At 69.9% G+C, this 25,973-nt stretch carries 23 protein-coding genes and 1 pseudogene; 16 read left to right on the top strand and 8 right to left on the bottom strand.

Features of this window, described 5'->3' with window-relative positions; all coding sequences use genetic code 11:
• The first annotated feature begins 7 nt into the window (after positions 1–7).
• Positions 8–136 carry a hypothetical protein gene (locus tag ACWD6R_RS27230; protein WP_451821119.1) on the top strand — a complete coding sequence of 43 codons (129 nt, stop codon included), beginning with the start codon at positions 8–10 and terminating at the stop codon, positions 134–136.
• A gap of 358 nt (positions 137–494) precedes the next feature.
• On the opposite strand, the gene ACWD6R_RS27225 is transcribed toward ACWD6R_RS27230, so the two are convergent.
• From ACWD6R_RS27225 to ACWD6R_RS27215, 3 genes and pseudogenes are all read right to left on the bottom strand, one after another.
• The gene (locus ACWD6R_RS27225; RefSeq protein ID WP_451821118.1) at positions 495–1,439 is read right to left on the bottom strand and encodes an endonuclease/exonuclease/phosphatase family protein; all 945 of its coding nucleotides are present in this window, start codon (positions 1,437–1,439) and stop codon (positions 495–497) included.
• Positions 1,440–1,535: 96 nt separating this feature from the next.
• Positions 1,536–1,727, bottom strand: a pseudogene (locus tag ACWD6R_RS27220) (hypothetical protein); the annotation flags it as partial.
• Between the two features lie 309 nt (positions 1,728–2,036).
• The gene (locus ACWD6R_RS27215; RefSeq protein ID WP_451821117.1) at positions 2,037–2,234 is read right to left on the bottom strand and encodes a hypothetical protein; all 198 of its coding nucleotides are present in this window, start codon (positions 2,232–2,234) and stop codon (positions 2,037–2,039) included.
• 96 nt (positions 2,235–2,330) lie between these two features.
• Here ACWD6R_RS27215 and ACWD6R_RS27210 point away from each other — a divergent pair, with 96 nt between their 5' ends.
• Both ACWD6R_RS27210 and ACWD6R_RS27205 read left to right on the top strand, forming a co-directional pair.
• Positions 2,331–3,197: a metalloregulator ArsR/SmtB family transcription factor gene (locus ACWD6R_RS27210; protein ID WP_451821116.1), complete on the top strand. Its 867-nt coding sequence runs from the start codon at positions 2,331–2,333 to the stop codon at positions 3,195–3,197.
• The gene (locus ACWD6R_RS27205; protein WP_451821115.1) at positions 3,194–3,796 is read left to right on the top strand and encodes a dihydrofolate reductase family protein; all 603 of its coding nucleotides are present in this window, start codon (positions 3,194–3,196) and stop codon (positions 3,794–3,796) included. Before ACWD6R_RS27210 ends, ACWD6R_RS27205 begins: the two co-directional genes overlap by 4 nt.
• A gap of 142 nt (positions 3,797–3,938) precedes the next feature.
• On the opposite strand, the gene ACWD6R_RS27200 is transcribed toward ACWD6R_RS27205, so the two are convergent.
• On the bottom strand, positions 3,939–4,073 hold the full coding sequence (locus tag ACWD6R_RS27200) for a hypothetical protein (RefSeq protein WP_451821114.1): 135 nt from the start codon (positions 4,071–4,073) through the stop codon (positions 3,939–3,941).
• Positions 4,074–4,306: 233 nt separating this feature from the next.
• Between ACWD6R_RS27200 and ACWD6R_RS27195 the strand changes: the two genes are divergently transcribed.
• Positions 4,307–4,942: a LysE/ArgO family amino acid transporter gene (locus ACWD6R_RS27195; RefSeq protein ID WP_451821113.1), complete on the top strand. Its 636-nt coding sequence runs from the start codon at positions 4,307–4,309 to the stop codon at positions 4,940–4,942.
• A 61-nt stretch (positions 4,943–5,003) separates the two neighbouring features.
• On the opposite strand, the gene ACWD6R_RS27190 is transcribed toward ACWD6R_RS27195, so the two are convergent.
• Positions 5,004–6,863 (bottom strand): serine hydrolase, encoded by a 1,860-nt coding sequence (locus ACWD6R_RS27190; protein ID WP_451821112.1) that lies wholly within the window; start codon positions 6,861–6,863, stop codon positions 5,004–5,006.
• Between the two features lie 182 nt (positions 6,864–7,045).
• On the opposite strand from ACWD6R_RS27190, the gene ACWD6R_RS27185 reads away from it, so the two are divergent.
• From ACWD6R_RS27185 to ACWD6R_RS27175, 3 genes are all read left to right on the top strand, one after another.
• Entirely contained in the window at positions 7,046–8,155 is a 1,110-nt protein-coding gene (locus ACWD6R_RS27185; RefSeq protein ID WP_451821111.1) for an NAD(P)H-dependent flavin oxidoreductase, read from the top strand.
• On the top strand, positions 8,152–9,702 hold the full coding sequence (locus tag ACWD6R_RS27180; protein WP_451821110.1) for an acyl-CoA synthetase: 1,551 nt from the start codon (positions 8,152–8,154) through the stop codon (positions 9,700–9,702). Before ACWD6R_RS27185 ends, ACWD6R_RS27180 begins: the two co-directional genes overlap by 4 nt.
• A 62-nt stretch (positions 9,703–9,764) precedes the next feature.
• The gene (locus ACWD6R_RS27175) at positions 9,765–10,871 is read left to right on the top strand and encodes a calcium:proton antiporter (RefSeq protein ID WP_451821109.1); all 1,107 of its coding nucleotides are present in this window, start codon (positions 9,765–9,767) and stop codon (positions 10,869–10,871) included.
• Between the two features lie 106 nt (positions 10,872–10,977).
• Here ACWD6R_RS27175 and ACWD6R_RS27170 read toward each other — a convergent pair whose 3' ends face one another.
• Positions 10,978–13,389 carry an acylase gene (locus ACWD6R_RS27170; protein ID WP_451821108.1) on the bottom strand — a complete coding sequence of 804 codons (2,412 nt, stop codon included), beginning with the start codon at positions 13,387–13,389 and terminating at the stop codon, positions 10,978–10,980.
• 150 nt (positions 13,390–13,539) lie between these two features.
• Between ACWD6R_RS27170 and ACWD6R_RS27165 the strand changes: the two genes are divergently transcribed.
• A complete protein-coding gene (locus ACWD6R_RS27165; protein ID WP_451821107.1) occupies positions 13,540–15,045 on the top strand; it encodes an acyl-CoA synthetase in 1,506 nt (501 codons plus the stop codon).
• 456 nt (positions 15,046–15,501) lie between these two features.
• Here ACWD6R_RS27165 and paaK read toward each other — a convergent pair whose 3' ends face one another.
• Entirely contained in the window at positions 15,502–16,791 is a 1,290-nt protein-coding gene (gene paaK, locus ACWD6R_RS27160; RefSeq protein WP_451821139.1) for a phenylacetate--CoA ligase PaaK, read from the bottom strand.
• A 278-nt stretch (positions 16,792–17,069) separates the two neighbouring features.
• On the opposite strand from paaK, the gene ACWD6R_RS27155 reads away from it, so the two are divergent.
• Entirely contained in the window at positions 17,070–18,638 is a 1,569-nt protein-coding gene (locus tag ACWD6R_RS27155) for an alpha/beta fold hydrolase (protein WP_451821138.1), read from the top strand.
• On the opposite strand, the gene ACWD6R_RS27150 is transcribed toward ACWD6R_RS27155, so the two are convergent.
• Positions 18,625–20,253, bottom strand: coding sequence for an FAD-dependent oxidoreductase (locus ACWD6R_RS27150; protein WP_451821106.1), 1,629 nt, complete (start codon positions 20,251–20,253; stop codon positions 18,625–18,627). The two genes, ACWD6R_RS27155 and ACWD6R_RS27150, sit on opposite strands and share 14 nt — an antisense overlap.
• Before the next feature lie 268 nt (positions 20,254–20,521).
• Here ACWD6R_RS27150 and ACWD6R_RS27145 point away from each other — a divergent pair, with 268 nt between their 5' ends.
• The 7 genes from ACWD6R_RS27145 (at position 20,522) to ACWD6R_RS27115 (ending at position 25,823) form a co-directional block, all read left to right on the top strand.
• Positions 20,522–21,640, top strand: a complete 1,119-nt coding sequence (locus tag ACWD6R_RS27145) for a SchA/CurD-like domain-containing protein (protein ID WP_451821105.1) — start codon at positions 20,522–20,524, stop codon at positions 21,638–21,640.
• 76 nt (positions 21,641–21,716) lie between these two features.
• Complete coding sequence (locus ACWD6R_RS27140; RefSeq protein ID WP_451821104.1) at positions 21,717–22,151, top strand: cupin domain-containing protein; 435 nt, start codon at positions 21,717–21,719, stop codon at positions 22,149–22,151.
• Complete coding sequence (locus ACWD6R_RS27135; RefSeq protein WP_451821103.1) at positions 22,148–23,416, top strand: beta-ketoacyl-[acyl-carrier-protein] synthase family protein; 1,269 nt, start codon at positions 22,148–22,150, stop codon at positions 23,414–23,416. Before ACWD6R_RS27140 ends, ACWD6R_RS27135 begins: the two co-directional genes overlap by 4 nt.
• Positions 23,413–24,663 carry a beta-ketoacyl synthase N-terminal-like domain-containing protein gene (locus ACWD6R_RS27130; RefSeq protein WP_451821102.1) on the top strand — a complete coding sequence of 417 codons (1,251 nt, stop codon included), beginning with the start codon at positions 23,413–23,415 and terminating at the stop codon, positions 24,661–24,663. The genes ACWD6R_RS27135 and ACWD6R_RS27130 overlap by 4 nt, the downstream gene beginning before the upstream one ends.
• 15 nt (positions 24,664–24,678) lie before the next feature.
• The gene (locus ACWD6R_RS27125; protein ID WP_406415935.1) at positions 24,679–24,936 is read left to right on the top strand and encodes an acyl carrier protein; all 258 of its coding nucleotides are present in this window, start codon (positions 24,679–24,681) and stop codon (positions 24,934–24,936) included.
• Between the two features lies 1 nt (position 24,937).
• Positions 24,938–25,417 (top strand): SRPBCC family protein, encoded by a 480-nt coding sequence (locus ACWD6R_RS27120; protein ID WP_406415933.1) that lies wholly within the window; start codon positions 24,938–24,940, stop codon positions 25,415–25,417.
• A 73-nt stretch (positions 25,418–25,490) separates the two neighbouring features.
• Entirely contained in the window at positions 25,491–25,823 is a 333-nt protein-coding gene (locus tag ACWD6R_RS27115; protein WP_451821101.1) for a TcmI family type II polyketide cyclase, read from the top strand.
• The last annotated feature ends 150 nt before the right edge of the window (positions 25,824–25,973 follow it).

Genomic DNA, 25,973 nt, shown 5'->3' with positions numbered 1-25,973 from the left:
CAGCGAGTTGCTGGACACCACGATCAGCGGCGCCGACCACCTCGCCATCAAGGCCGCCCTGGACACAATCGCTGAGGTCCTCACCCCACTCGAAACCCGAGCCAGGCTGCAGCACGACTTCACCCCCGCAGCGTAAACAACCGCTGTCCAAGATCAGGGGGAACTTCAGGTGGCCTCTTCCCCCCAGGTCCGGCCGGAGCCGGGTCCACCGCGAGGACCCCGGCCGCGCCGGAAGTAGATGTGCAGGGGGATGTCGAGCCGCAGCGCCCTAATGGAAGAACGGGCCTCTTGGCAGAGACGAGGGTGTCGACCATCTCTCCGACCAAGGAGGCGCACCGCCCAACGATCAGATTGTTCACAGGCTCTGAGCCCCACATGACAAGTTGAGTCAGGCTTCGTTGCAGTTCAGGGCTCTCCGAGTTTTCAGGGGGGAACATCACCCGGACGATGTCACCCACCCGGAGACCCAGTCCCACAGTCAGGATCGCCCGCTGCTACTTGACGGTCACCGTGCCGACGACGATCCGGTGATCTGAACAGGCCGCGACGCCCGTGCAGGTCGTCGAGATGGCGAGCGAGTCCTCGCTGTACGGTCCGGCCAACGCGCTTTCGCGGACAAAGATGAGGTCGATCTTCGCGTTGCCCCCGCACGGCGGCGCCGCCCCGGGGGTGCCGTCCGCCGTCCACTCCCCGTATCCGAGGCAGTTGGCCGGGTCGTTGTCGTCGAGCTCCCGGTACGCGCCGGTGTTGTGGCCGTTGTTCGGTACGTCGAGGCTCGGCGCGTAGTACGAGTTCAGTCGGCCGTAGTGCGGCTGGGCGTTGAAGTCGCCCGCGATCAGGACCGTCTCGCCGGCGGTGTGGTAGTCCTCCAGCTTCTGCCGAACGAACTCCAGCTGGGCCACGTTGAACGACTGGCTCGTGGTGATGTGCGTCGTGCAGAACCGGGTTGCAGCGCCGTCGGTCAGCGGCGCGCACAGCAGGTTGCGCTTCTCGGCTGTGCCGTCGTCCGGCAGCGCGAACCGGTCCGCTGCGCCCAGCGGCTGCTTGCTGAACAGCGCGTTGCCGAACGCCTCGCCGTTACACACCGAGGCGTTGCCGGCCTGGCGGCTCGGTTCGAAGCGGGCGAAGTTCTGCGGGTCCGTCGGCCAGCCCTTGGCGCGCAGATTGTTCACCAGGGCGCTGTACTGCCCCTTGCACAGCTCGTTGAACGCGGCGAAGTCTGCCTCGCGGTTCACGATCGAGGTGGCCGCCTGATCGACCATGCCGTCGGTCGTGGAGCCGTCGTGGATGGTGTTCCCCGCCACGTTCCACTGCCACACCGTGTACGTACGAGGTGCCGCCGTCTCGGCCTGTGCCGCCGTCGCCGGCAGCAACACCGCCGCCAGCGCCCCCGCGAGCGTGAGCCGGACACCACGTCGTCGGATGCCATGAAGTCGCATCGTCGATTCCCCTCCCTGTGACCGGCCGCTCGGCGGCCGGGCGCCGCACTGCGCCGGCACGGTGATGATCTTAGAGCCTGTCGGGTGGCCGGTTGATTACGCTGCGATGTGGTCCTCGACGGTGTTGGCTCGTGCGGTCTTGCGGTGGGATTCATGGCTCCACCGCAAGGACTGCCCGGCGAGCCGGACGAGCATCAAGCGGATCATTGCCACCTTGATCATGGCCTCGGAGGTCGCGGTCAGCCGTTCGTAGTCGCGGGCCAGCCGACGGTTTCGGACCAGCCAGCCGGATGGGTGGGCCGCGCGGCGAGGTGCTCGCCAAGGGCGAGTCCTTTTCCGCACGGCCTCCCGCCGAACCGGACATGACGGTTTCCCTGTCATCCGGCTCTCCAGTGACTACTGCGTGAGTGGTTTGGCAGGCCGTTCTGAATGGATTCGGTCATGGCAAGTGTCGCAAGCCACAACCGTTTTGCGCCGATCGGTGGGCCGGGCCGCGGGGAACAGCGAGGTCCGGGCAGCCGCGCCGGCCGGGAACGGACAGAGCAGGGCGCGACGATCCGGAGATCGCCGCGTCCTGCGGCAAGTGGTGACACGTGGTCAGGAAGCTGTGCAGGCGCCGATGGAGGGCGTCGCCGCGCTCCCGTTCGCCATGACGGTGAACCCGAAGGCCGTCGACGCTCCTGCCGCCGGACTGCCGTTGCCGTTCGGCTTCATGGTCATGACGTTGCCGTCGGTGTCCCAGCTGGGCGTGCCGTTCCAGGTCGTGGAGACCTTATGCGGCGCGGTCGGGGGCACCGGCAGGCAGTGCCGAGCCGGCCGATACCGACGCGGCCCGACTGGTAATCAAGTATTCCTTGACACGAATATTCTCTGTCGAGAATACTAATCCCCATGGATGCACTACTCACCGCACTGGCCGACCCGGCCCGCTGGCGGCTCGTGAGCCTGTTGGCTGAGCGGCCCCGCTCGGTCGGCGTTCTCGCCCAGCTCGCCGAGGCGCGCCAGCCGCAGACGACCAAGCACCTGCAGATCCTCGAGCGCGCCGGCGTCGTCACCTCCCAGCGCACCGGCCAGCGCCGCATCTACGCGCTCCGGCCCGCTCCCCTGCGGGAACTGGCGGCTGCGCTCAGCCGGCTCGCCGACACCGCGGACCAGGTCGGTGGCCCACGCGCGACCTACGACCGCTACGGGCTCAGCCTCCACGCAGAGCGGCTCGCCGCGGAGGGGCCGGGGTGGGCCGACGGCCGCTCGTTCAGGTTCCTCCGGTCGCTGAAGGGGTGCCCCGAGCTGGTCTGGCGCCATCTGACCGAGGCCTCCCTGCTCGCCCGATGGTGGACGCCCGACGGCCTCCGCGTCTCCGAGCTCGTCTTCGAGGCGCGACCGGGTGGGCGGATCGTCCATGAGTACCGCGACGCCGAGGACGCCGACGGCTCCGACCTGGTCGCCGGGCACGCGAAGGGAGTCGTCGAGGATGTACGCCCCGGTGAGCGCCTCGCCTACCGGCTCTCCCCTCTGCTTCCCGACGGCGGCCTCGCCTTCACCGCCCACGTCGACCTCGGCCTCCGGCCCACCGACACCGGCACAGACCTCGACGTCGACTTCCGGATCACCGACAGCACAGTCGACTCCGCGGACTTCATCGCAGGCATCGAGATCGGCTTCGGCCAGAGCCTCGACAAGCTCGCGGCGACGCTCGCCGCAGATTCCCACAGCACCGACGACACCGAGCACGACACCGACACAAGGAGCACGAAGTGACAGAGCAGACCGGCGGCCGCAGGGTCGTCACCAACATGAACCTCTCCCTCGACGGCCATTACGCCGCGCCGGGCAACCCTGAGGACATGGGCTGGGTGATGCCGTACGCACACACCGACGTCGCCCGCGACCACCTGACCAGCCTCTGGGAGCCGGCGACGACGGTCCTGCTCGGGCGGATCAACGCCGAGGGGTTTCTCGGTTTCTGGCCCACCGTCATCGGCATGGAGGGTGCCGACCCGCGCGACGAGAGCTTCGCGAAGTGGCTCGTCGACACCGACAAGGTGGTCCTCTCCTCCACCCTCGGCGAGGCGCCGTGGGAGCGGACCGCGATCGTCGACAAGCCGACCGCCGAAGTGGTCGCCGACCTCAAGGCGACCGAAGGCGGCGACATTCTCGTGCTCTCCAGCGCGAGCGTCATCAAGGCGCTGCTGGCGGCCGACAAGGTCGACCGGCTGGCGCTCACGATCTTTCCGGTCTTCCTCGGCGGCGGGCCGCGCCTCTTCGACGACGGCTTGCCCGCGGGGCAGTGGGCGCTCGTCAGCCAGGCTGCGGGCGAACACGGCACGCTGGCTCTCGTCTACGACCGAGTCCGCTGAGCCGGCCGATCAGCGCACTCAGCCGGGTTGAGTCAGCGGTACTGGGCGGGCAGTAGTGCCGTGCCGAGATTCTTCGCCGGCCCCGAGAGGGCGGGCCCGTCCCCATGGCGCCCGTTGGACATGGGGACGGGCCGGGCAACGACTACGGATGCGCCGGTTTGCGGACCATGAGGAACGCCTGGGGGCCTGCGTCGTTCCAGCCCGCCTCGCGCACGAGCCTGGCGTCCACGAGGAGTCCGGCCCGACTCAGGAGCTCGGCCACACGCTCGGGTTCCATGCCCGAGGAGCGTAGTGGCTCGGTAGCGGTCGCACATCAACGGGATCGCAGCCCGGAGCCCCCGTGTCGATGCGGCCGCACGCCCGAAAAAAATGTGTTGCTCCCTCTCCCGCGCGGCCCCACCATCTGCTCATGAACTCGATCACCGCCGCCCTGCCGACGACCCCTGCCACTCGACCGGTGCGGGGCCAGCAGCAGTCCGGCCGACCCCGGAGGCCGATTCTCCTCCCCGCGTGAGCGCCGCCCTGGTCGCGGGGCTGCTGGCCGGCTTCGGCATTGCCATGCCGGTCGGAGCGGTCGCGACCTATCTGGTGGCTCTCACCGCACGGACCTCCCTCGGAACCGGCGTCGCCGCCGCGCTCGGAGTCGCGACGGCCGACGGCCTCTATGCGCTGACCGCGGTCGTCGGAGGCTCTTCACTCACCCGTGTCATCGAGCCGGTCGCTCTGCCGCTGCGCTGGGCCTCGGCCCTGGTGCTCGTCGTTTTGGCGCTACGGAGCGCCACTACTGCGATCGGCCAGTACCGCAAGCGGCATTCGGTGTCCGGGTCCGACCGGACCCCGATCGGCCCCGCGCGCGCCTATCTGGGGCTGACGGGGATGACCCTGCTGAACCCCACCACCGTCGTCTACTTCACGGCGCTGGTGCTGGGCAGCCGGGCGACCGCCGCCGCCCCGGACCGACTGGAACAGTTCGTGTTCGTCCTCGCAGTTTTCGCCGCGTCCGCCGGCTGGCAGTTGCTGCTGGCCGGCGGGGGAGTGCTGCTCGGTCGCGTACTCACCGGCGGCCGGGGGCGGCTCGTCACCGCTCTGGCGTCCTCCGTGCTGATCACAGCGCTCGCCGTCCATCTGCTCGTACCGGCATCCTGACGCGCAACCAACCCGTCGAACCAGCGGCTGCCGGCCGGTCCGAACCGGCCGGCAGCCGTTCTCAGTCCGCGGACACCGTCCACCCGTTCGCCTCGATGCGCCCGGCGTCGCCCGACCTGCCGTCGTCGAAGACGGTCCGGCCGTCGTCCTCGACCCGGATGCCGTCCACGTACGCCCCGCGCCCGACGTACAGCTGATCGGTGGTGTACCGCCACCGCAGCCGCACCTCCGTGCCCCGCCAGGCGGCCAGGTCCGCGTCGAGACGGTGCCAGTCCCGGCCCGACCAGCCGGAGACGGAGCCCTCCGGATGCGGTTCCGGATCCGGCCGGTGGGGTCCGGACGTCGTCGGTACGGTGGTGAAGGGCACCGGCTGCCAGGTCGCCCCGGCGTCCGACGAGGCCTCCAGGAAGAGGAAGTCGGAGCCCGGCTCGGTGTCCCACCACACCGCGCAGCTCAGCGCGGCACGCGAGGACGCCGGACGCAGCGTGGGCAGCGCGAGCGTGGCGGAGGCGGCGCTCGCCATGCCGGAGAACCAGGCGGTACGGCCGCGGGCGGGGCAGACCGCCACCGCTCGCGCCATCTGGTTCGCGGTGGCGACCCGGGGCGCACTGCCGGAGCGCCATGTGCGCACCGGATGAACGGAGTTGCCGAGCACGATCAGGAACGAGTCGGTCGTCGGATCGAGGACCAGGCTCGTCCCGGTGAAGCCGGTATGGCCCGCTGTGCTCGGGGTGGCCATCGCCCCCATGTACCAGTGCTGGTAGAGCTCGAAGCCGAGCCCGTGAGCATCTCCGGGGAACGCGGTGTTGAAGTCGGTGAACAGGAGGTCCACCGACTCCTCGGAGAGGATCCTCTCGCGTCCGTAGACGCCGCCGTTGAGCAGCGTACGGGCGAGGACCGCGAGGTCCCAGGCGCAGGAGAACACTCCGGCGTGGCCCGCCACCCCGTCCAGGCTGTAGGCGTTTTCGTCGTGCACCTCGCCCCAGACCAGCCCGCGGTCCAGGCCGGACCAGGGCAGCCGGGCGTCCTCGGTGGCCGCGATCTTCGGCTTCCAGGCGGCGGGCGGGTTGTAACGAGTGCGGTGCATCCCGAGCGGGGCAGTGATCTCCTCGCGGAGCAGCACATCCTGGGTGCGTCCGGTGATCTTCTCCAGGACCAGCTGCAGCGAGATGAGATTGAGGTCGGAGTAGAGATACACCGTGCCAGGCGGATTGGCCGGTACCTCGTTCCACAGCAGCCGCAGCTTCCCCTCCCGGGTCGGCTCCTTGTAGAGCGGGATCCAGGCACGGAATCCCGAGGTGTGCGTGAGCAGCTGACGGATCGTGACGTCCTGCTTGCCGCCTCCCGCGAAGTCGGGCAGATACGAGGCGACCTTCGCCTCCAGTTCCAGTGCCCCGCGCTCGATCTGCTGCACGGCCAGGATCGAAGTGAACAGCTTCGACACCGACGCCAGGTCGAAGACCGTGTCTTCGGCCATCGCGATCTGCTGGTCCGCCGGGAACTCCACCCCGGTGTCGGTCTTTTTGTCGTAGGCCGCGTACCGCACCGCCTTGCCGATCGGCCGGTGCAGCGCCACCGTTCCACCGCGCCCGGCGAGCAGCACCGCGCCCGCGTACCACGGGTGTTTGGGGGATGCGGAGAGGAACCGTTCCGCCTCTGCGACCAGTTGGTCCAGCGGTCCCTGCAACAGTCCGGCGCGGGCGGCGGAACCGCGCCGCAACGTCGGCCGCCCGTCGGCAGCCGCGTCCGAAGCGTCCACGGCGCTTGCTCCCGACGTCCCCGACGTTCCCGCCCCCGATTCCATGGCCGACGCCGTCTCCGCGAAGGGAATCGGTGCCAGGGCGAGTGCTCCGCCCAGTGCGAGCATCCCACCGCTCAGCCTGCGTCGACTGATCCCTCTGCCGGTCGCGTCCTCGGTCATCCGGAACCCCTTCCTACCGGTTGAAAGTAACTTTCGTCATTCAGTCCTACGATGAAACTTCCTGCCGCCGCAGAGATTACTGTCACCCCTGTCGTCCCGGAGGCCCCCTGCGCCACAAAGAATCTGACACTGCATCAGAAAATCTCTTCCTTCGGATGTCCGACTGCGGCATCCTGCCGCCCATGGAGACGGAGCTGAGCAAGAAACTGGGAGTGGAGCACGCCATCTTCGGCTTCACGCCCTTCCCGGCGGTGGCCGCGGCGATCACCCGGGCCGGCGGATTCGGCGTACTCGGCGCGGTCCGCTACACGGCCCCCGACGACCTGGCACGTGACCTCGACTGGATGCAGGAACACACCGACGGCAAGCCGTACGGCCTCGACGTCGTCATGCCCGCGAAGAAGGTGGAAGGGGTGACGGAGGCCGATGTGGAGGCGATGATCCCGGCCGGACACCGCCAGTTCGTCCAGGACACCCTCGCCAAGTACGGCGTCCCCGAACTTGCCGAGGGCGAGACATCCGGCTGGCGCATCACCGGGTGGATGGAGGAGGTTGCCCGCAACCAGCTCGACGTCGCCTTCGACTACCCCATCAGGCTCCTCGCCAATGCCCTCGGCTCGCCCCCCGCGGACGTCGTGCAACGTGCCCACGACCGGAACGTCCTCGTGGCCGCCCTCGCCGGAAGCGCCAAACACGCCCGGCACCACGCCGACGCGGGCATCGACATCGTCGTCGCCCAGGGGTACGAAGCGGGCGGTCACACCGGAGAGATCGCCTCCATGGTCCTCGTCCCCGACGTCGTCGACGCCGTGGGACCTCTCCCCGTCCTCGCCGCCGGAGGCATCGGCAGCGGACAGCAGATCGCCGCCGGACTCGCCCTCGGCGCCCAGGGCGTCTGGCTCGGCTCGCTCTGGCTGACCACCGAGGAGGCCGACCTCCACTCCCGCGCACTGACCCGCAAGCTCCTTGCCGCGGGCTCCGGCGACACCGTCCGCTCGCGCGCCCTCACCGGCAAACCCGCACGCCAGCTCCGTACCGAATGGACCGACGCCTGGGACGACCCGTCCGGCCCCGGCCCCCTGCCCATGCCGCTCCAGGGACTGCTGGTCGCCGACGCCGTCTCCCGTATCCAGAAGTACGAGACCGGCGCACTGCTGGGCACCCCCGTCGGCCAGATCGTCGGAAGGATGAACACCGAACGCAGCGTGCAGGCCGTCTTCGACGACCTGACCCGCGGCTTCGAACGCGCCGTGGACCGGATCAACCGCATCGCCGGGCGGAGCGCCGCATGAACCGGCCGCCCAACGGCTTCTGGGCCCAGGCCATCGCCGACCCCGACCGTACGATCCTCGTCGCCCCCGACGGCGAGACCTGGACCGCGGGCCGGCTGCACGCCGCGGCCAACCGCCTCGTCCACGGGCTGCGCGCGGCCGGGCTCCGGCAGGGCGACGCGTTCGCCGTGGTCCTCCCCAACGGCGTCGAATTCTTCACCGCGTACCTCGCCGCCTCCCAGGCCGGGTTCTATCTCGTCCCCGTCAACCACCACCTCGTCGGCCCCGAGATCGCCTGGATCGTCTCCGACTCCGGCGCCAAGATACTGATCGCGCACGAGCGGTTCACCGACGCAGCGACCTCCGCCGCCGACGAGGCGGAACTGCCCGTGAGCCACCGCTACGCCGTCGGCGCGGTCGACGGCTTCCGCCCGTACGCGGAACTGCTCGCGGAACAGTCCGACGCACCGCCCGAGGACCGCAGCCTCGGCTGGGTCATGAACTACACCTCGGGCACCACAGGACGCCCGCGCGGCATTCGCCGCCCGCTCTCCGGCAAGCTCCCCGAGGAGAGCCATCTCGGCGGGTTCCTCGGCATCTTCGGCATCAAGCCGTTCGACGACAACGTCCATCTGGTCTGCTCGCCGCTCTACCACACCGCCGTGCTCCAGTTCGCGGGCGCCGCCCTCCACATCGGGCACCGCCTCGTCCTGATGGACAAGTGGGCGCCGCAGGCGATGCTGCGGGTCATCGACGCGCACCGCTGCACCCACACGCACATGGTCCCCACCCAGTTCCACCGCCTCCTCGCCCTGCCCGACGAGGTGAAGGAGCGGTACGACGTCACCTCGATGCGGCATGCCATCCATGGCGCGGCCCCCTGCCCCGACCACGTCAAACGCGCCATGATCGACTGGTGGGGCCGGTGCGTCGAGGAGTACTACGCGGCCAGCGAGGGCGGCGGCGCGTTCGCCACCGCCGAGGACTGGCTGAAGAAGCCCGGCACGGTCGGGAAGGCCTGGCCGATCAGTGAACTCGCCGTCTTCGACGACGACGGCAACCGCCTCCCGCCCGGCGGGCTCGGCACCGTCTACATGAAGATGAGCACCGGCGGCTTCAGCTACCACAAGGACCGGACCAAGACGGAGAAGAACCGCATCGGGGACTTCTTCACCGTTGGCGATCTGGGCGTCCTCGACGAGGACGGCTATCTCTTCCTCCGCGACCGCAAGATCGACATGATCATCTCGGGAGGAGTGAACATCTACCCCGCCGAGATCGAGGCCGCGCTCCTCAGCCACCCCGCGGTCGCCGATGCCGCCGTCTTCGGCATCCCGCACGCCGACTGGGGCGAGGAGGTCAAGGCGGTCGTCGAACCGGCAGACGGACACCCCCCGGGCGACGGGTTGGCCGCCGAGATCCTCACCCATTGCGCCGAGCGGCTGGCCGGATACAAACGCCCCAAGAGCGTCGACTTCATCGACACGATGCCGCGCGACCCCAACGGCAAGCTGTACAAGCGGCGACTGCGCGACCCGTACTGGGAGGGGCACCACAGGGCCCTCTGAACGTCGGCGGCCCCGCACCGTCCGCCGAGCGCGCCCCGGCCACCTCTGGCAGCGTGTGGCTCATGAACACGAGCGCGACGGTCCGGTCCCTGGCTACCCAGTGGACCGTGGTCGTGCCGATCGTCGCGGCGGTAGCGCTGGTGTTCAGCTGGGGGCGGGTGCTGCCGGCCTTCGCCGTCGGCGTCGTCGCGCTCTGTCTCGCGGGCGCCGTGCTCGCCGCAGTCCACCATGCCGAGGTGATCGCCCACCGGGTCGGCGAACCGTTCGGCTCGCTCGTCCTGGCCGTCGCCGTGACCGTCATCGAGGTGGCCCTGATCGTCACCCTGATGGTGGACGGCGGCCCCAAGACGTCCGCGCTCGCCCGCGACACCGTCTTCGCCGCCGTGATGATCACCTGCAACGGCATCGTCGGACTGTCCCTGCTGGTGGGCGCGGTCCGTTCCCGCGTCGCCGTCTTCAACGCCGAAGGTTCCGGCGCCGCCCTCGCCACCGTCGCGACCCTCGCCACCCTCAGTCTGGTGCTGCCGACCTTCACGATCGGCAGACCGGGCCCCGAGTTCTCCACCGCACAGCTCACCTTCGCCGCCGTCGCGTCCCTCTCCCTGTACGGGCTGTTCGTCGCCGTACAGACCGTCCGGCACCGCGAGTACTTCCTGCCGCTCACCCAGGACGGCCGGCTCAAGGAGGAAGAGCAGCACGTGGCGCTGCCCGGCCGGGGCGCCACCGCGCTCAGCGTCGCCATGCTGCTGATCGCGCTGGTCGCCGTCGTCGGCGACGCCAAGTCCGTCTCGCCGACGATCGAGTCCGGCGTGGAGGCCGCCGGGCTGCCGCAGGCGGTCGTCGGTGTCGTCATCGCCCTGCTGGTGCTGCTGCCCGAGACCCTCGCCGCGGTCCGGGCCGCCCACCGCGAACGCGTGCAGACCAGCCTCAACCTCGCCCTCGGGTCGGCCATGGCCAGCATCGGGCTGACCATCCCGGCCATCGCCCTGGCCTCCATCTGGCTGCCCGGACCGCTCCATCTCGGCCTCGGCGCCACCCATATGGTGCTGCTCGCGCTGACTGTGGTGGTCGGCGCGCTGACCGTCGTACCGGGACGGGCCACGTTGCTCCAGGGCGGCGTCCACCTGGCGATCTTCGCCGCGTTCGTCGTCCTTGCGGTCAGCCCCTGACCGCACGCAATTCGGCCCCTGACCGTCGGCAGCGATGGGCCCCTGACCGCCCGGAAACGGTCAGGGGCCGATGTGCCTCCGGGGCAAAGCTTGCCGGGAGGGGCACCTAGCGGTGCTCGCGCACCCGCACCACCCGCAGCGCCGGCGAGCGCGCGATGTCCTTCTCGCAGAACCGGGATGTCACCCAGCGCTCACCCGAGAAGAGCTCGGTCTGGTCGCTGTAGCGCGGTGAGTTCGGGTTCGAGGACTGGGAGTACGTGAGCAGGGTGCGGGCCACCGGGCACGAGGAGCCGTCCCAGCCGACCGCCTGGATGTAGCTGGAGCCGGCCGAGACCTCCGTGTACCCGCCGCCCGCGGCGTCCCACACCGGTTCGGTCTTGTTCCAGACGCCGAGGGACTCCGTACCACCGCCGACCGGGATGCGCTTCCCGTTCCGCACGACCACCTGGTTCGCGCCCAGCGGCGCGTCCGGAGCGATCCCGGCCGCCCGCAGTTCGGCCACCGCGTCGGCGAGCGCCGCGGTGACGCGCGGCGCCGCGGTGTTCAGCGTATGCGGGGTACCGACCGGGTCGGTGGGGGAGAAGGGCACCTTCCACAGCTCGGCCGCCGGCACGGCGGTGGCCCTGCGCCAGAACCGGTCGAAGAGCAGTGCGCCCCGGCTGCCGGTGTCGAACTTCCGGTCCCAGCGTGCAAGCACGTCGCACGCCGCCGACACATCGACCGCCCTGCCGTCGCTGCCGGCCGCGGTTCCGTCGGGCAGCGCCGCACAGGCGCGCGCCAGGTCGGCCACCGCCCGGTCACCGGCAGGGGCGTGGTTCGCGTACTGCTGTTCCTGCAGGTCGCCGACTGTCAGCCGGCCCTTCGCCGCCATCGCCGACACATCCTCGATCGCGCCGCGGGTCCGCATTGAGCGAGGTGTGCCGATGGTGCCGAAGACCCGTTCGTAGCCGGTCAGCGGTGCCTCGGCGTTGGTCAGCCAGGCGCTGTCGTTGGAGTTCTCGACGTACGGAGCATCCTTGACGGTCGGCATCCGGCCCGGCCCGAAGATGCCGGGCTGCACCGCGTCCGGGTCCGAACCGAGCGCGCAGTCGCTCCTCGAACCGTCCAGCACCGCGAGCCCCGACGACGGATACGTTGCTCTGCCCAGCGGGGTGGAGCACCGCTGCGCGAGATCGTCCGTGATCCGCGGCAGCACCTGCGACTGCGAGAAGAACGAATGGCCCGCGGAATCGGCGGCGACGGTGTTCACCCACGGCAGCCCCTGGGTACGACGCAACGCGGCCTGGATGTCTGCGGTGCTGCGTGCCTTGCTGAACCCGAGACCCGTGTCCGAGGACCGCAGGTTCGTGGCGTTCGGGTCGTTCAGCGCATACGCGGTCGTCGCCGTCCAGGGCAGCGGCAGCCCGGCACCGAGGGAGGTGACGACCGGACCGTACCGGGTCCACCACTGGGTCCGGGTCACCGCGGCGCCGCCCTTCACCGCGACCGAGACCGTGCGCTTCACCATTCGCTCCGGCCTGCCGTCCACCAGATACGCGGTCGGATCGGCCGGATCGAGGGTCAGCTGATGCAGATTGAGGGTGACACCCGTGGCGACGGTGTGGCTCCAGGCGATGTTCGCGTTGTGCCCGATCGACACGGTCGCCGAGCCGATCAGCGAACCGCCCGCCACGTTCAGCTCCCCGGGGATGGTCTGCTGTGACTGCCAGAACCGCCGCCCGCCCTGCCACGGGTAGTGCGGATTGCCGAGCAGCAGCCCTCGCCCGTTCGCCGTCGTACTGCCCCGGAACGCGACCGCGTTGGATCCCATGTCGGCGTTCTGCGTGGACAGCAGCCGCTGCGCCGCCTTCGCTGCCTCACCCGGTGGAACACCGGGCGACGCCGGTGCGCCCGTGGGCGGCTGCGCCGCCGTGATGCCGTCGATCCCGCGGCCCTGACCGCCCAGCACGGACAGCGCGAAGGCGCGGGTCGCGACATCCAGCATGGTCACCGACCGTACCCAGTCGGCTCCCCGGCAGGCCGGATCGCTGATCCGGTTCTGCTTCAGCCAGGCGTTGTAGCCGGCCGCCCAGCCGCGCTCCAGTTCCTTCACGACATGGCTCTGACCCGCCGGGGCGGGCACTGTCAGCAGCTTCTCCACGGTGCCGCTGTCCTGGACCCCACGGAAGTAGAGATCGCTGGAGAGATTGTTCGTCGCGGAGGACAGCGAACCGTCCGGAACCGCGTCCGGACCGAAGTACCGCGACCGTTCGCCGCGCAGCGTCACGAAGCCGTCGGCGAGCGTGCATACCTGGTCGGCGGCCTGGGCCCAGCCGTTGCCGAACCCGAGATCCGCGTAGTCCTTCGCCACGATGTGCGGGATGCCGTACTCGGTGTAGCGGATCACGGCGGACAGACCGCCGCCCGACGGATGCCGGGTGTGCGAGGCGTCGGCCACTGCCGGAGGCAGGGACGCCGACACGGTGAACAGTGCGAGACCGGACACCGCGAGAAGTCTCAGACGGTTTCGGAGGGGCAAGGGTCCTCCCAACTGTGCGGGTGAGAAAGGCGGTTGCTCGGATGTCCCGAGACACCACGCGCAACTCAGCCAGCACGCCCGTAGCCCTGTCAACAACTCGGCAGTAACAGAACCCTTGACCGCCCGGTCCCGGCCGCCCAGGATCACGCCATGACAGGTGTACGCAGCTCCACAGTCGACGGCGTCGTGACCCGCAGCGCACGGCGCACCCCCGAGCGCACCGCCGTGCGGTACGCCGACCGGTCCTGGACCTATCGGACGCTGGACACGGCGGTCAGCACCGCGGCGGCCGTCCTCCTCGCCGACCACGGCCTGCACCCCGGCGACCGGGTCGCCTCCTACGCGCACAACTCCGACGCGTACCTGATCGCGTACCTCGCCTGCGCCCGCGCCGGGCTGGTCCACGTGCCGGTCAACCAGAACCTCACCGGCGACGACCTGATATACATCCTGCAGCAGTCGGGCAGCGCCCTCGTCCTCACCGACCCGGCACTCAGCGACCGCATCCCGGCCGGATTCGCCGTACGGCCGCTGCGCGACGCACCGGACTCCCTGCTCGGCGCGCTCGCCACCCCGCGCCCCTTCACCCCCGAGCGCGAACCCGCCGCCGGTGACCTCGTGCAACTGCTGTACACCTCGGGTACCACCGCGCTCCCCAAGGGCGCGATGATGACGCACGGCGCCCTCGTCCACGAATACGTCAGTGCGATCACCGCCCTCGACCTGCGCCCCACCGACCGGCCCGCCCACTCGCTGCCGCTCTACCACTCCGCGCAGATGCATGTGTTCCTGCTGCCCTACCTCGCGGTCGGGGCGGAGAACACCATCCTCGACGCACCCGAAGCGGGCCGGATCTTCGACCTCGTCGAGGCCGGGCAGGCGGACACCCTGTTCGCCCCGCCCACCGTCTGGATCGGGCTCGCCAACCACCCGGAGTTCGCGGCACGCGAGCTCGGTGGGCTGCGCAAGGCGTACTACGGCGCGTCGATCATGCCGGTCCCGGTGCTGGAACGGCTCCGCGAGCGGTTGCCCGCGCTGGCCTTCTACAACTGCTTCGGACAGAGCGAGATCGGCCCGCTCGCCACCGTTCTCGGGCCCGAGGAGCACGACGGCCGGATGGACTCCTGCGGCCGGCCGGTGCTCTTTGTCGAAGCACGGGTTGTCGACGAGCACGGCAAGGAGGTCCCCGACGGCACGGCGGGCGAAGTCGTCTACCGGTCACCGCAGCTGTGCGAGGGTTACTGGAACAAGCCCGAGGAGACTGCCGAGGCGTTCCGCGACGGCTGGTTCCACTCCGGCGACCTCGCCGTCCGTGACCCGCAGGGCTTCTTCACGGTCGTCGACCGGGTGAAGGACGTCATCAACTCCGGCGGTGTCCTGGTCGCCTCCCGCCAGGTCGAGGACGCCCTCTACACTCACCCCGCCGTCGCCGAGACAGCCGTCGTGGGGCTGCCCGACGAACGCTGGATCGAGGCCGTCACCGCCGTCGTCGTGCTGCGGGAGGACGCCACCGAGCAGCAGCTTCTCGACCATGTACGGGAACGGCTCGCGCACTTCAAGGCCCCGAAGAAGGTCCTCTTCGTGGACGAGCTCCCCCGCAACGCGAGCGGAAAGATTCTCAAGCGTGAGCTCAGGGACCGGTTCGCGCAGCCGTGACCCCTGGGGGCCTTTCTCTCGGATCATGCCGGGCTGATCCGAAAGAAGGGTCCTCATCGGTGATCGCGCCGCAGCCGATGTCGATCACGGACCCCGCCAGGGCGGCGTCCTGAGCGGAGGCCAGGAACACCGCGGTGTTCCTGGCCTCCGCGAGAGACGGTGACCGGTCCGGCGGGGCGTCGGACGACTCGGCGCGACGGCCCGGCTCCCCGGGAACACACGGCAGGAGTGGGCACCGCTGTCCCGGCGTCTCAGAGCCTGTCGGGTGACCTCTGATCGGGCGGCCACGCCCTGGCACGCACGCTTCCCGCGTTGCCGAAATGCCCTAGTAGCTCCTTCCCCAAGCTCTCAGCTTCGTTCGAGCAGGGGAGACTCCATCCGAGGGCCTTCCGGCGCCTTGGAATCGTACGCACCAGACCGCGTCCGCTTTCCGATCGAAGGTCACTCGACAGGCTCTCAGCGCTCGCCGCGGTCGTCCACGATCCGCTTGAATTTGCCGACCGACCGCTCCAGCGTCTCGGGATCGACGATCTCGACCCCGACCGACACCCCGATGCCGTCCTTGACCGCCGTCGCGATCGCCCGCGCAGCATGTGCCCGCTGGTCCGGTGTCGACTCCGCCCGTGCCTCCGCCCGTACCGTCAGCGCGTCGAGACGGCCCTCGCGGGTCAGCCGCAGCTGGAAGTGCGGTGCCACCCCTGGCGTACGCAGCACGATCTCCTCGATCTGGGTCGGGAAGAGGTTCACTCCGCGCAGGATCACCAGATCGTCGCTCCGCCCGGTGACCTTCTCCATCCGCCGGAAGACCCGGGCCGTGCCGGGCAGCAACCGGGTCAGATCCCGGGTCCGGTACCGGATCACCGGCATGGCCTCCTTGGTCAGCGACGTGAAGACCAGCTCGCCCTCCTCGCCCTCCGGCAGCACCTCACCGGTGAACGGGTCGACGACCTCCGGATAGAAGTGGTCCTCCCAGATGTGCAGCCCGTCCTTCGTCTCCACGCACTCCTGGGCGACCCCTGGGCCGATCACCTCCGACAGCCCGTAGATGTCGACCGCGTCGATCGCGAACCGCTCCTCGATCTCCCGGCGCATCTCCTGTGTCCACGGCTCGGCGCCGAAGATGCCGACCTTCAGCGAGGTGGTGCGCGGATCGACACCCTGGCGCTCGAACTCGTCGAGCAGCGTCAGCATGTACGAGGGTGTGATCATGATGATCGCGGGCCGGAAGTCCTGGATCAGCTGCACCTGGCGCGACGTCATGCCACCGGATGCCGGGATGACCGTACAGCCGAGCCGTTCCGCCCCGTAGTGCGCGCCGAGACCGCCGGTGAACAGACCATACCCGTACGCCACGTGGACCTTCTGCCCGGGACGGCCACCCGCGGCCCGGATCGAGCGGGCGACCACGTCCGCCCAGATGTCCAGGTCCCGCTGCGTGTAGCCGACCACGGTGGGGCGGCCCGTCGTCCCGCTGGACGCATGGATGCGCCGCACCTGGTCCTCCGGCACGGCGAACATGCCGAAGGGGTAGTTGTCCCGCAGATCCGCCTTCGTCGTGAACGGGAACCGGGCCAGGTCGGCGAGCGAACGGCAGTCGTCCGGGCGCAGCCCCGCCTTGTCGAACGCCGCTCGGTAGAAGCCGACATGATCGTACGCGTGCTGCAGCGTGGCGCGCAGCCGCTCCAGCTGCAGCGCCTGCAGCTCCGGGTGGCCGAGCCGCTCCGCCGCGTCCAGCAGGGCCGTCATCCGGATCTCCTTCTTCCCGAGCGGACGACCGATCATTCGGTCGATCGTTACGGGAGCAGTAATTCAGGATGTCCCGCAGCATGGCAAGAGGGGTGTCCGATTTCGGTGAACATGGTGGATTTTCGGTGGACTGGGCGGGCGGTGCGCGGACCGGTGACGCCGCCTCGTGGCGGACCGCGGCACCGGCCGGGCTTCCCACCGGGAGCCGTCCTGCATCGTGGATACGCTCATACCGAACACAGCTGCATCACGGCATGGGTCCTGTTTGGATGGCGTACATGCCGACCTTCCACGCATACGACGGGACCGGGATCGCCTACCACCTGCTGGGGGAGGGCGAGCCGCTGATCTGTGTGCCCGGCGGGCCGATGCGGGCCAGCTCCTGCCTCGGCGATTTGGGCGGACTTGCCGCCCACCGCCAACTGGTGCTGCTCGATCTTCGCGGTACCGGGAACTCCGCCGCGCCGGACGACCCATCGACGTACCGCTGCGACCGGCTCGTCGACGACGTGGAGGCACTGCGCGCCCACTTGGGCCACGAACGCATCGATCTCCTCGCCCACTCCGCGTCCGCCAACCTGGCCGCGCTCTACGCCGCCCGGCACCCGGAGCGGCTGCGCACGCTCACCCTCGTCACCCCCGGCACCCGCACCGCCGGAATCACCGTCACCGACGAGGACTGGCGCGACGCCTCCGAACTGCGCCGTGACGAACCGTGGTTCGCCGAGGGCCGGGACGCGCTGGAGTCCATATGGGCGGGGCGGCGTTTCCTCGGTGACGCGTGGTCCGCCATCGAGCCGTTCACGTACGGACGATGGGACGCCGCCGCGCGGGCGCACGCCGCCGCAGCCCCCGAGCAGGCCAACTCCGAGGCAGCTAAGGCCTATTACCAGGACGGTGCGTTCGACCCGGCCGGCACTGTCGCCGCCCTGCGGGGCGTCACGGCGCCCGTGCTCGTCCTCGCGGGGGAGTACGACGCAGGACCCACCCCGGACCGCGCCGCCGAACTGGCCGCGCTGTTCCCGAACGCGGAGTTCGCCGTGCAGCGCGGCGCCGGGCACTACCCGTGGATCGACGACCCGGGCGCCTTCGTCCGCACCGTCAGCGCCTTCCTCGACCCCGAGGTGCGCAGCGTCCAGGCCGGAGGCATTCGCCTCGCCTACCGGGTGTGGGGCGAGCCGTCCGCTCCGCCCGTCGTCCTTGTCCACGGGCGGAGCGAGTCCAGCCGCACCTGGACGGAGATCGCGGCACAACTCGCCGCCGACCACCGGGTGTACGCACTCGACTTCCGCGGCCACGGCCTCAGCGACTGGACCGGCCGCTACTCCTTCGAGCTGTTCCGCGACGACCTGCACGCCTTCCTGGAGGCCCGCAATCTGTCCGGCGCCACCGTCGTCGCACACTCGATGGGCGGCGTCGCCGCGTTCCTGCTCGCCGAACAGGAGCCGGCGCTGATCGGCAGGCTCGTCATCGAGGAGGCCCCGCCGCTCATCCCGCTCGATCCGCCGCGCCCGCCCGCCCAACGCCCCGACACGGAACTCGACTTCGACTGGCCGGTCATCCCGTCGATCGATGCCCAGTTGAACGACCCTGACCCGGCGGCCCGCGAGCGCTTCGGCGAGATCACTGCCCCGACCCTCATCATTGGCGGGGGTCCCGACAGCCACCTCGCGCAGGACCAACTTGCCTGGATGGCCCAGCAGATCCCCGACTGCCGCCTGGTCACCATTGATGCCGGACATCTCGTCCACACCGCCCGGCCGGCAGAGTTCCTTGCGGCGCTGCGGTCGTTCGGCATGGACCGAGACATCGATGAACCGTTGGCCGGCGGCGTCAGCCCCGGCTGAGCAGGGAGGACAGCACCTCGTACAACGTCGCCTCCGGGTCGGTGACGGAACCTTCCGACCGCCAGGCCACGAAGGCGTCGGGGCGCACCAGCACCGCACCCTCGGCGCTCGTACCGTGCGCCTGTGCCCAGTCCGCCCCGTTCTCCGGCTCCAGGTCGGAGCCGGCGCCGATGGCGAACGCGTCGAGCCGCACCGAAAGCCGCGCGGCCACGCGCGCGGCCGCCCGGCGCCACGCCACATCCGCGCCGTCGCTCAGCAACACGAACGACCGCTCGTACAGGTCCAGTGTCGACTTGCGCTCGCCTGCCTGACGGACCCACAGATGTGGTGCCCGGGAGCCGGGGTCACCGTTCAGCCGCAGCCCTTGCGGCACCACCGGCTGTTCGGCGTCGACACCCACCACGGCGCCACGGACATAGCGGTACCCCAGCGCCACCGGCAGCAGGCCGCCCTTCTTCCCGCCGCCCACACCGGGAGCCGGGGCATACCCGGGGTGGCTGTGCTCCGCGGAACGGGACGAGGCCCGCTCGCTCGTTGCCCGCGCCACGGGCAGCCGCTCCGCCTCGTACGTGTCCAGCAGCCCCGGACCGGCCTCGCCGCGCAGCACGGCGGCGAGCTTCCAGGCCAGGTTGTGCGCGTCCTGGATACCGGTGTTGGAGCCGAACGCCCCGGTCGGCGACATCTCATGGGCGGAGTCCCCGGCGAGGAAGACTCTGTCCCGGCCGTACCGGTCGGCGACCCGCTCCGCGGCGTGCCACGGGGCCTTCCCGGTGATCTCCACGTCGATGTCCGGTGCACCGGTCGCCCGGCGGATGTGCTCCGCGCACCGCTCGTCGGTGAAATCCTCCAGCGTCTCGCCCCGTTCGGGCTGCCACGGCGCGTGGAACACCCACTCCTTCTTGTTGTCCACCGGCAACAGAGCACCGTCCGCCGCGGGGTTGGTCAGGTAGCACACGATGAAACGCCGGTCGCCCAGCACGTCGGCGAGCTTCCGCGAGCGGAAGGTGATGCTCACGTTGTGGAACAGGTCGCCGGGTCCCGACTGACCGATCCGCAGCTGCTCCCGGATGGGGCTGCGCGGACCGTCGGCCGCGATCAGGTAGTCCGCACGGACGCTGATGTGCTCACCGGTCTCCCGGTTCTTCAGTGCGGCGTCCACCCCTGAGCCATTCGGGTCGAACGTCATCATTTCGGTGGAGAACCGGATGTCGCCGCCCTGCTCACGGGCCTGCGCCAGCAGCACCGGCTCCAGATCGTTCTGACTGCACAGGCACCAGCCGCTCGGGCTGAACCGCGCCAGTCCGCCGCCCGGGTCGATCTCCTTGAACAGCCACTCCTGGTCGTCGCCGGTCAGCGACCCCGCCTGCAGAATCCCGTGATTTTCCGCGAGCACCGAAGCGGCCTCCCGGATCCGCTGTTCGGCTCCCGCCGTGCGGAACACCTCCATTGTTCGTACGTTGTTGCCGCGGCCACGCGGGTGTGTGGAGGTGGCCGCGTGCTTCTCGACCAGCAGATGCTCGATGCCGAGCCGGCCGAGGAAAAGTGATGCGGACAGACCCACCAGGGAGCCGCCCACGATGAGGACGGGTACACGGAGGTCGACGTTCTCGTTCATCAGTTGCTCCAGCTCCGACGCCGTACAGATGCATTGTTCATGCCCCTGCGGGAGCCGTTCGGACGGTCCCCGGACGGCTGCTCACCTGAACGGTTCATAAATCTCGCGTCGGCCGGACCAGCGTTTCACGATCGGTCACGGAGACGCATCCCGCGGCGCGGGGGCGGACGGTACTCATCCGCCGGGAGATTCCCCGCTCCGATTCCATTCGACAACCGACGGCGTGCCATTCACGTGGACGCCACGCCGTCTCGAAGGAGAACGACACATGACCACCCTTTCGGAACGGATCTCGCAGTCCGCCTTCGACGGCTCCAGGCTGCGGGTCGTTCTGCTGCTGGATCTGCACGACGGAGCCCAGAACCAATTCCTTGAGGCGTACGAGCACCTGCGCAATCAGGTGGCATCCGTACCCGGGCACATCAGCGACCAGCTGTGCCAGTCGATCGAGAACCCCTCGCAATGGCTCATCACCAGCGAATGGGAGAGCGCACCGCCCTTCCTCGCCTGGGTCAACAGCGAGGAGCACGTCCAGACGGTCCAGCCCCTGCACAGTTGCGTACGCGACACCCGGTCGCTGCGCTTCTCCGTGCTGCGGGAGACCGGGAGCGCCTTCGAGAGCAGCCCCGATGCCGCCAAGGGCAACCTGCAGTCCGCCCCCCGGCTGGGCGACGGCGTGGTCCGCCACGCCCTCACCTTCACCGTGAAGCCCGGCAGTGAGGACGTCGTCGCGAAGATCCTCGCCGACTACGGGTCCCCGAGGGCCCGGGTCGACGAGCACACGCGGTTGCGCCGTACCTCGCTCTTCATGCACGGAAACCGGGTCGTCCGCGCCGTCGAGGTCGAGGGGGACCTCCTTGCGGCGCTGCGCCATGTGTCCCGTCAGCCCGAGGTCAGGGCCGTCGAGGAGGCCATCAACCCGTACCTGGAGCAGGACCGGGACCTCAGCGACGAGAACTCCGCCCGGGTGTTCTTCACCCGGGCAGCTCTGCCCACGGTCCACCACGTCACCGCCGGCCGGCACAACGCCGCGGACATCCGCCGGTACGCGCTGTTCTACCAGGCCAAGGAGGGGTGTGGGATGGCGCTCGCCCGGCTGCTCGCCGGTAACGACGAGGAGGCGGCCGAGGACCGGAACAGCCCGATCGACAGCAGCACCATCTTCCAGCGCGACGACATCGTCGTGCGGCTCCTCGAAATGGTCGGCCCGCTGGACGCGCAGCCCGCTCAGGCACTGGGCATCGACGACCCCGCCAAGGTGGCCAGGCTCGGACGGCTCCTCGACGGCGGCGTCAACGCCGCGCCGACCAACGACCAGGAGATCTCGCGCTTCCTCAAGAAGTCCGAAATGACCCTGATCACCGATCGGCGGGCCGCGGATTCCTGAACCGCGCGTCAGCACCCTGGGGGGTTCTCGCTCAACCCGTCAACACCACGCGCACTGCGCCAGGAGGAAAGCAGTCATGACCACGCACCGGCCACGCATCGTGGACCTCAGTGAGACCCAGCCCAACCGCAGGCGCGGAGGCGACCTGCGCGCCATGCTCACGCCGACCGCGGTGGGTGCCACCAGCGGCTTCATGGGGCTGGCCATCGTGCAGCCCGGCGACCGCATCGGCGAGCACTACCACCCGTACTCGGAGGAGTTCGTGTACGTCGTGAACGGTCTCCTGGAGGTGGACCTGGACGGGGAACCGCATGCCATGCGGCCCGATCAGGGCCTGCTGATCCCTCCGTATGTACGTCACCGGTTCCGTAACGTGGGAGATGTGGAAGCGCGCATGGTCTTCCACCTCGGTCCGCTCGCCCCACGTCCGGAGCTCGGTCACGTCGACACCGAGCACACCGAGACCGCCGGCCGGGCCGCGCCGCCAGAACGAACCGAGGCGGCTTCATGACCCGGCGCGTGGCGGTCACCGGAGTCGGTGTCGTCGCCCCGGGCGGAATCGGCGCGCCGGCCTTCTGGGACCTCCTCGCCAACGGACGCACCGCGACGCGCGGCATCACCCTGTTCGACCCGGTGGGATTCCGCTCCCGGATCGCCGCCGAGTGCGACTTCGACCCCGCGGCCCACGGCCTCGACGAGGACGAGATCGCCCGCTCGGACCGGTACGTCCAGTTCGCGCTCGTCGCCGCCAGGGAAGCCCTTGGCGACGCGGGGCTCGACCCGGAGAAGGTGGACCCCTGGCGCATCGGGGTGTCCCTCGGCACCGCCGTCGGCGGCACCACCCGGCTGGAGCACGATTACGTCGCCGTCAGTGGCAGCGGCGCCCGCTGGGACGTCGACCACCGCCCGGCCGGCCGCCATCTGGAGCGGGCCTTCTCACCCAGTTCCCTCGCCTCGGCGGTCGCCGAGCAGGTCGGCGCGCACGGCCCGGTGCAGACCGTCTCGACGGGCTGCACCTCCGGCCTCGACGCGATCGGGTACGCGTTCCACTCCATCGAGGAGGGGCGGGTCGACGTCTGCATCGCAGGGGCGTCCGACTCGCCGATCACCCCGATCACGGTGGCCTGCTTCGACGCGATCAAGGCGACCTCCGCGAACAACGACGACCCGGAGCATGCCTCCCGGCCGTTCGACGCCCGCCGGGACGGCTTCGTCATGGGCGAGGGCGGAGCCGTACTCGTCCTGGAGGAGCTGGAACATGCCCGCGCCCGCGGTGCCACCGTGTACTGCGAGATCGCCGGCTATGCCACCTTCGGCAACGCCTATCACATGACCGGGCTGACCCCCGAGGGACTGGAGATGGCCGAGGCCATCAACCGGGCCCTCGGTCATGCCCGGATAGACAGCTCACAGATCGACTACGTCAACGCGCACGGATCCGGCACCAAGCAGAACGACCGCCACGAGACGGCCGCAGTGAAGAGGGCCCTGGGCACGCACGCCTACGAGGTGCCCATGAGCTCCATCAAGTCCATGGTCGGTCATTCGCTCGGCGCCATCGGCGCCATCGAGATCGCCGCCTGCGTGCTGTCCCTGGTCAACCAGACGGTGCCGCCGACGGCGAACTACGAAACCCCGGACCCGGAGTGCGACCTCGACTACGTGCCGCGTGACGCACGGCCGCGGAAGCTGCGCAGCATCCTGTCGGTCGGCAGCGGATTCGGTGGTTTCCAGTCCGCTGTGGCCCTGACCAGAACAGGTGGGAGGACACCATGAGCACCCGAAAGGCCCGGCGCACCGTCGTCACCGGCATCGGTGTCGTTGCCCCCAACGGCACGACCACGGAGTCGTTCTGGAAGAGGACGCAGGAAGGGACGAGCGTCCTCGACCGCGTCACCCGCGAGGGCTGCGAGCATTTGCCGCTGCGGGTCGCGGGCGAGATCAGGGGCTTCGACCCGGTGGACCTGATCGAGGAACGCTACCTCGTGCAGACCGACCGGTTCACGCACTTCGCGATGGCCGCAGCGGATCTCGCCCTCGACGACGCCGGGATCGGCCGGGCCGACTACGAGGGCGACCCGTTCGCCGTGGGAGTGGTGACCGCCGCCGGCTCCGGCGGCGGCGAGTTCGGCCAGCGCGAACTGCAAAGGCTGTGGGGACAGGGGTCCAACTACGTCGGCCCCTACCAGTCCATCGCCTGGTTCTACGCGGCCAGCACCGGCCAGATCTCCATCCGGGGCGGATTCAAGGGGCCGTGCGCCGTCGTGGCCAGCGACGAAGCGGGCGGCCTGGACGCATTGGCGCATGCCGCCCGGTCCATCCGCGGCGGCGCCGAAGCAGTGGTCGTCGGAGCCGCCGAGGCACCTCTGGCGCCGTACTCGGTCGTCTGTCAGCTCGGGTACGAGGACCTCAGCGTCTGCGAGGACCCTGCCCGGGCCTATCGCCCCTTCACCTCGCACGCGTGCGGCTTCGTACCCGCCGAGGGCGGCGCCATGCTCGTGGTCGAGGAGGAGGCCGCGGCGAACCGCCGCGGGGCCCGGATCAGGGCCGAACTGGCGGGCCACTCCGCGACGTTCACCGGGGCGTCCCGGTGGGAGGAGTCCCGGGAGGGGCTCGCCCGGGCGATCAGCGGTGCCCTGCGGGAGGCCGGCTGTGCGCCGGAGGAGATCGACGTGGTCTTCGCCGACGCCCTCGGCGTACCCTCCGCAGACCGCGCCGAAGCACTGGCCATCGCCGACGCGCTCGGCGTGCACGGCAAGCGGGTACCCGTGACGGCGCCCAAGACCGGGATCGGCCGGGCCTATTGCGGGGCGCCGGTGCTGGACGCGGCAGCGGCCGTACTGGCCATGGAATACGGCCTGATACCTCCCACCCCGAACGTCGTCGACGTGTGTCACGAACTCGATGTCGTCACCGGCCGGGCGCGCCCCGCCGAACTGCGGACGGCGCTCGTGCTGAGCCGCGGCCTCATGGGTTCGAACGCGGCCATCGTGCTGCGGCGCCCCACCGCTATCCACGCGTGAGAAGGAGAAGCCCTCATGAACAATCCACTGACCTACCAGGAGCTGGCTGCGCTGATGAAGAAGGGCGCGGGAGTCAGCGTCGACCCGCAGGAGATGGAGAGCCGGCCCGCGTCCGGCTTCGACGAGTACGGCCTGGACTCGCTCGGCCTCCTCGGCATCGTGGGCGTGCTGGAGAACCGGCACGGCAGGCCGCTCCCGGCCGACGCCGACCGGTGCAAGACGCCCCGTGAATTCCTCGACCTCGTCAACCACACCCTCATGACAGGAGCCTGAAGTGTCCGGACACACCGAGAACGAGATCACCATCGCCGCCCCCCTCGACCTGGTCTGGGACGTGACGAACGATCTGGAGAACTGGCCGCGGCTGTTCAGTGAGTACGCGGCGGTCGAGGTGATCGAACGGGACGGCGAGAGGACGAGGTTCCGTCTGACCATGCACCCCGACGAGAACGGCAAGGTGTGGAGCTGGGTCTCGGAGCGCACGACCGACCGCGCCGGGCGCAAGGTCATCGCGCGCCGCGTCGAGCCGGGCCCGTTCGAGCACATGAACATCCGCTGGGAGTACTCGGAGGTCCCCGGTGGCACGAAGCTGCACTGGGCGCAGGACTTCGCGATGCGGTCCGACGCGCCCGTCGACGACGCGTGGATGACCGACAACATCAACCGGAACTCGCGCGTCCAGATGGAACTCATCCGGGACAAGATCGAGCAGCGCGACCGCGAGCGCCGTACCGCCCCGGTCAACGCCCGCTGACCCCCCCGCCCGCATCCGGCCACCCCGCCGCCCCGGCGGGGTACCGGCCGGGTATCAGAAAGGCATCCTGCCCATGCACCACGCTCTGATCGTCGCCCGGATGGCGCCGGAGTCGGCGCCGGACATCGCCGGACTGTTCGCCGCCTCCGACTGCAGCGAACTGCCGCACCTCGTCGGAGTCAACCGGCGCAAGCTGTTCCAGTTCGGCGACGTCTATCTGCACCTGATCGAGTCCGACCGCCCGCCGGGTCCGGAGATTGCCAAGGTGCACCAGCACCCGGAGTTCCAGGACCTCAGCCAGAAGCTCACCGCCTTCGTCAGTCCGTACGACCCGCAGACCTGGCGTGGTCCGAAGGACGCGATGGCCCACGAGTTCTACCGGTGGGAGCGCGACTCCAGCGCCTGAGACACACGACGGTCGCCCCGGGTCCGGCTGAAGAGCCGGACCCGGGGCGATTGCGTGAGAGCCTGTCGGGTGACCTCTGATCGGGCGGCCACGCCCTGGCACGCACGCTTCCCGCGTTGCCGAAATGCCCTAGTAGCTCCTTCCCCAAGC

The organism is Streptomyces sp. NPDC005151 (assembly GCF_053599875.1).
This window is presented reverse-complemented; position numbering and strand designations above follow the sequence as displayed.